The sequence below is a fragment of the Bacillus cereus group sp. BfR-BA-01382 genome (genome assembly GCF_022663475.1).
Classification (GTDB): Bacteria; Bacillota; Bacilli; order Bacillales; family Bacillaceae_G; genus Bacillus_A; species Bacillus_A thuringiensis_S.
Window position 1 is genome coordinate 1 of sequence record NZ_JAKUFQ010000182.1, and the last position, 4,978, is coordinate 4,978.

The window sequence follows — 4,978 nt, forward strand, 5'->3', positions numbered from 1 at the left end:
AATGTTAATTAATTACATTTAAAACGGTATGGAGGGGTAGAAGTATGTTTCAAGGGAAATTAAGGAGTAGTAGTTTAAAAACAAAGTTACTTGTATCATTTATTATTATTTTAATTCTTCCAAGTATTGTAATTGGTTGGACGTCTTATCAACAGGCGAAGACGAATTTTAATGAAACGATTTTGAACTCGGCGAAAGATAATATAAAAATTTTGGATAATGTAATTAATAAAGAATTGGATAGTAAAAAAATAGATGCAACTTATTTTACAAAATTATTCACACAATCAAGTTACCAAGCAGATCAAATTCAAAACATACAAAATAAACTAGAAGAATACAATAAACTGCATCCAGAAATGGAAGCAATCTATACAGGATCTAGTAATGGACAGTTTATTCAATCACCAGCTATTCAGATGCCAGATGGATATAATCCTACAGAAAGAGATTGGTATAAAGAGGCAGTGAAGAAAAGCGGAGAAGTAATTGTAACTGCTCCATATAAGTCAAAAACGACAGGTAATATTGTTATTACACTAGCAAAACAAAATGAGGATAAAAGTGGCGTTCTTGGGATTGACTTAATCATTAATGATATTGTTACTACTTCCAAGATGGTTAATATCGGTAAGGAAGGGTATGTAGCAATATTTGATCAAGATAAAAATGTAGTAGCGCACCCGACACTGAAGCCAGGAGAGAAATTAGAAGAGAAACTTAGTAAAGAATTGTATAAACAGGAAGCTGGGGATGTTCATTATTCGTTAGATGGTGAAGATCGTAATATCACTTTTAAAACGAATAAGAAAACTGGATGGAAAATAGCAGGAATTATGCCTTCCAAAGAAATTATCGAAGCGGCTGAACCTATTTTCTATAAAACAATAACTGTTCTTGGATTTTCGCTACTAATCGGTGGGATTGTAATTTACTTCATTATTGCGTCTATTATTAAACCGTTAAAACAACTTGTTATATCATCGAAGAAGATTAGTGAAGGCGATTTAACAGAATCAATTACAGTTCATTCTAAAGATGAAATTGGACAGCTAGGAGAAAGCTTTAACGAGATGGCTACATCGTTACATAGTGTCATTTCCAATATAAACATTTCAGCAAGTCATGTAGCAGCATCTTCAGAAGAATTAACAGCTAGTATGAAGCAGACAAGCGAAGCAACGGAACAAATTACACAGGCGATAGAGCAAGTATCGAGTGGTGCAGAAATACAAACGAAAGAAGTTGAAGAAGGAGCAACATTGTTAGAAGAAGTTACAGAAGGAATTCAGCGTGTTGCAGATAGTTCTTCATTAGTATCTACAGCCTCTATGTATACGAAGAAAAAAGCTGAAAATGGTGGGACGTTAGTTGAAAAAACTGTGAATCAAATGCAATTAATTCATGATTCTGTTTCACAGTCAGACAAAATCATTGGTTTGTTAGACGATAAGTCGAAACAAATTGGAGCAATTCTTGAAGTGATTCAACATATTGCAGAACAGACAAATTTATTAGCGTTAAATGCGGCAATTGAGGCTGCGAGAGCTGGAGAGCAAGGAAGAGGATTTGCAATTGTAGCAGATGAAGTGCGAAAGCTAGCAGAACAATCAGGAAAGTCTTCTACGGAAATTGGAAAACTAGTGAAAGAGATTCAATTTGATATAAAAGAAACAGTAAGCTCTATGAATCAAGTTGGAACAGAAGTACAATCAGGACTTGTAGTTGCAAATGAAACGAAGCAAAGCTTTGCCGAAATATTGAAGTCTACAAATGATACAGTTGTACAAATTGATAGCATGGTAGATGTAGCAAAACAAATGACGGTAGATGCAAAGCAAGTAAGTGCATCTATTAATGAAATTGCAGCTACGATTGAAGAAAATGCGGCAAGCGTTCAAAATATTGCTGGTTCCTCTGAGGAACAATTAGCTTCAGTAGATGAAATAAATGCAGCAGCAGTTCATTTATCACAAATGGCAGAAGAATTACAAGAGATGATTGGTAAGTTTAAAATATAATAATAAACTGTTAAGAAACGAAGTAGTGCTTATGCTTCGTTTCTTTTTTTATGAAGATAAAAAAGAAAGAAATATATAGTAAGCGTGTTATGATAATAAAAAACTGTATTTTCTTTAAATTCTATCTTTAATTATGTTAGGGGAATGGTTTTGACATTGAAAAAATTAAAACTACAACCGAGAATTACATTAACTATTAGTACACTTATTCTTGTTGTACTTTTGCTAACAAGTTATTTATTTTTTTACATATTATCTGAAACAGTAGAAGAGCAAATTGGTAAAAGGGCCTTGCATGTTGCGAAAACAGTTGCTGCGATACCAGAAATTCAGGAAGCTTTTCAAAAAGAAAATCCAGCTTCTATTATTCAGCCAATCGCAGAAAAAATTCGAATTGATACAGAAGCTGACTTTATTGTAGTTGGAAACAAAGAGGGGATTCGTTATGCGCATCCTGAGCGAGATAAAATAGGAGAAAAAATGGTTGGCGGAGATAATAAAGGCGTTTTATTAGAAGGGAAATCTTATGTTTCGAAAGCTAATGGATCGTTAGGCCCTTCATTGCGTGGGAAAGTCCCAATCCGTAACCAGGAAAATGAAATTATCGGTGTGGTGTCTGTTGGGTTTTCAATGGCTGATATTCATGGAGCAGTAGAAGTGTATGGAAAGCGTGTATTTTGGATTACAGTAATAGGTCTTTTAATTGGGGTAATCGGCTCTATATATTTAGCGGGAAGTATAAAAAGAATGATGTTCGGGATGGAGCCAGAAGAAATTTCATCTTTATATGAAGAGCATAGTACAGTGATTCAATCTGTACGTGAAGGGATTATTGTAATCGATAAAAATGGCATGATTAGTTTAGTCAATCAAGCAGCTTATGATATTCTTTCGCTAAATAAACAACAAAATATTATTGGGGAATTTATTTTAAATGTAATTCCTAATTCAACGATACTAGATGTATTTCAAACTGGTGAAGAACAGTTTGACCGCCAATTAAATATAAAAGGACAGGCTGTTATTGCGAACCGTCTACCTATTAAAGTAAAGAATAAAGTAACTGGCGTTGTATCGAGCTTACGTTTGAAATCTGAAATGGATCAGTTAACAGCAGAATTGTCCCAGACGAAGCAATATACAGAGGCATTGCGGGCGCAAACGCATGAATATAATAATTTATTGTATACGCTTTCGGGTCTTATCCAATTAGAATCATATGAAGATGCTTTAGAGCTTATTCATAAGGAAACAGCGGTATATCAAGATTTTGTTCAATTTATTATGAAGCGGATTCAAAATCCATGGCTAGGTGGAATTTTAATTGGATTTTATAATAGAGCACGAGAGTTGAAGATTGATTTTATGCTAGATAGAGAAAGTGGTTTAGACAAATTAAGTCCACATATTGAGAGTAATTATGTCGTTTCTATTTTAGGGAATTTAATTACGAATGCATTTGAAGCAATTGAAAAAAATGAAGAGAATGATAGGAAAGTAAGGATGTTTGTAACTGATATTGGAGAAGAAATATTAATTGAAGTGGAAGATTCAGGGCAAGGGATTCATGATGAAATAATTACTAGCATATTCTATAAAGGCTTTTCGACGAAAGAAGGAGGAGAGCGAGGATATGGATTAGCAAAAGTGAAAGAGTTAGTAGAAGATTTAAATGGAAGTATTGCAATTGAAAAAGGGGATTTAGGTGGTGCGTTATTTATTATTGCACTACCGAAAGAGAGAGGCGAATAGTAATGGGTGAGGAGATTGAAGTATTAATTGTAGAAGATGATATTCGGATTGCTGACATTCATCGTCGTTTTACTGAAAAAATTGAGGGATTTAAAGTAATTGGAACGGCAACGACTGGAGAACAAGCGAAAGAATGGCTAGAGCTTGTGAAGCCACAGCTCGTGTTATTAGATGTGTACTTACCTGATATGCAGGGAACGGAACTTGTCACATATATTAGGAATCATTTGCACGATACAGATATCATTATGATTACAGCGGCATCGGAAACAGATGTAGTGAGGCACGCCCTGCGGGGCGGAGTAACAGATTATATCGTAAAGCCACTAATGTTTGATCGATTTAAAGCAAGTCTAGAAGGCTATCAAAAAAAGATTATACAGTTAAAGAAGAACAATCAATTATCTACGGAACAAATTGAATATTTATGGTCTCAAAGAGGTGTGAAGGGAGATCAAATAGAATATGCCCCGAAAGGGATAGATCCTTATACTTTAGCGAAAGTAAAAAAGCATATGTTAACAGTTAATGAAGAAGGGATTACAGCAGAAATGTTAAGCTCAATGATTGGAGTAAGCCGATCAACGGCAAGGCGCTATTTAGAGTATTTGATATCTGGGAAGAAAGTCCACGCAGAGCTAATATATGGAAGTGTTGGGAGACCGGAGAGACGTTATTTTCTTGCTTCTTCATAATAAAAAACAGTAGAGGATTTTATTTCTTCTACTGTTTTTTTGCATCTTATATTGGAATAATCCCAATTACAATTCCGGTAATTAACATAACCATTGTCGTTCCAACGGCCCACAATAAAGTGAAGCGTTGATGTTCACCGAAATCAACTTTGGCCATTCCGACCAATAAATAAGTGGAAGCGACAAGAGGACTTAATAAGTGAACGGGTTGCCCAAGTAAGGAAGCGCGTCCCATTTCAGCTGCACTAATTCCGTAAGTAGCAGCAGCTTTCGTCAAAATAGGTAATACCCCGAAGTAAAATGCATCATTAGACATGAAAAATGTGAATGGCATACTAAGAAGAGCTGTAATAATTGGCAATTGTGGTCCAAGTACATCTGGTATAAGAGTTACTACACTGTTAGCCATCGCATCTACCATTTTTGTTCCGGATAAAATACCAGTGAAAATACCGGCAGCAAATACGAGAGAAACAACTGCTAATACATTCCCTGCATGAGAAGCAATAC

At 35.0% G+C, this 4,978-nt stretch carries 4 protein-coding genes; 3 read left to right on the top strand and 1 reads right to left on the bottom strand.

Annotated features, from left to right (window positions below; translation table 11 throughout):
- Positions 1-44: 44 nt before the first annotated feature.
- The 3 genes from MR160_RS32670 to MR160_RS32680 all read left to right on the top strand — a co-directional run bounded on the left by MR160_RS32670 (position 45) and on the right by MR160_RS32680 (position 4,468).
- A complete protein-coding gene (locus MR160_RS32670) occupies positions 45-2,021 on the top strand; it encodes a methyl-accepting chemotaxis protein (protein WP_000486198.1) in 1,977 nt (658 codons plus the stop codon).
- A 144-nt stretch (positions 2,022-2,165) separates the two neighbouring features.
- Positions 2,166-3,773: an ATP-binding protein gene (locus MR160_RS32675; protein WP_033669149.1), complete on the top strand. Its 1,608-nt coding sequence runs from the start codon at positions 2,166-2,168 to the stop codon at positions 3,771-3,773.
- 2 nt (positions 3,774-3,775) lie between these two features.
- Positions 3,776-4,468 carry a response regulator gene (locus MR160_RS32680; protein ID WP_000503468.1) on the top strand — a complete coding sequence of 231 codons (693 nt, stop codon included), beginning with the start codon at positions 3,776-3,778 and terminating at the stop codon, positions 4,466-4,468.
- Positions 4,469-4,514: 46 nt separating this feature from the next.
- On the opposite strand, the gene MR160_RS32685 is transcribed toward MR160_RS32680, so the two are convergent.
- On the bottom strand, positions 4,515-4,978 hold a 464-nt coding region (locus MR160_RS32685), incomplete at its 5' end, for an SLC13 family permease (RefSeq protein ID WP_255805860.1).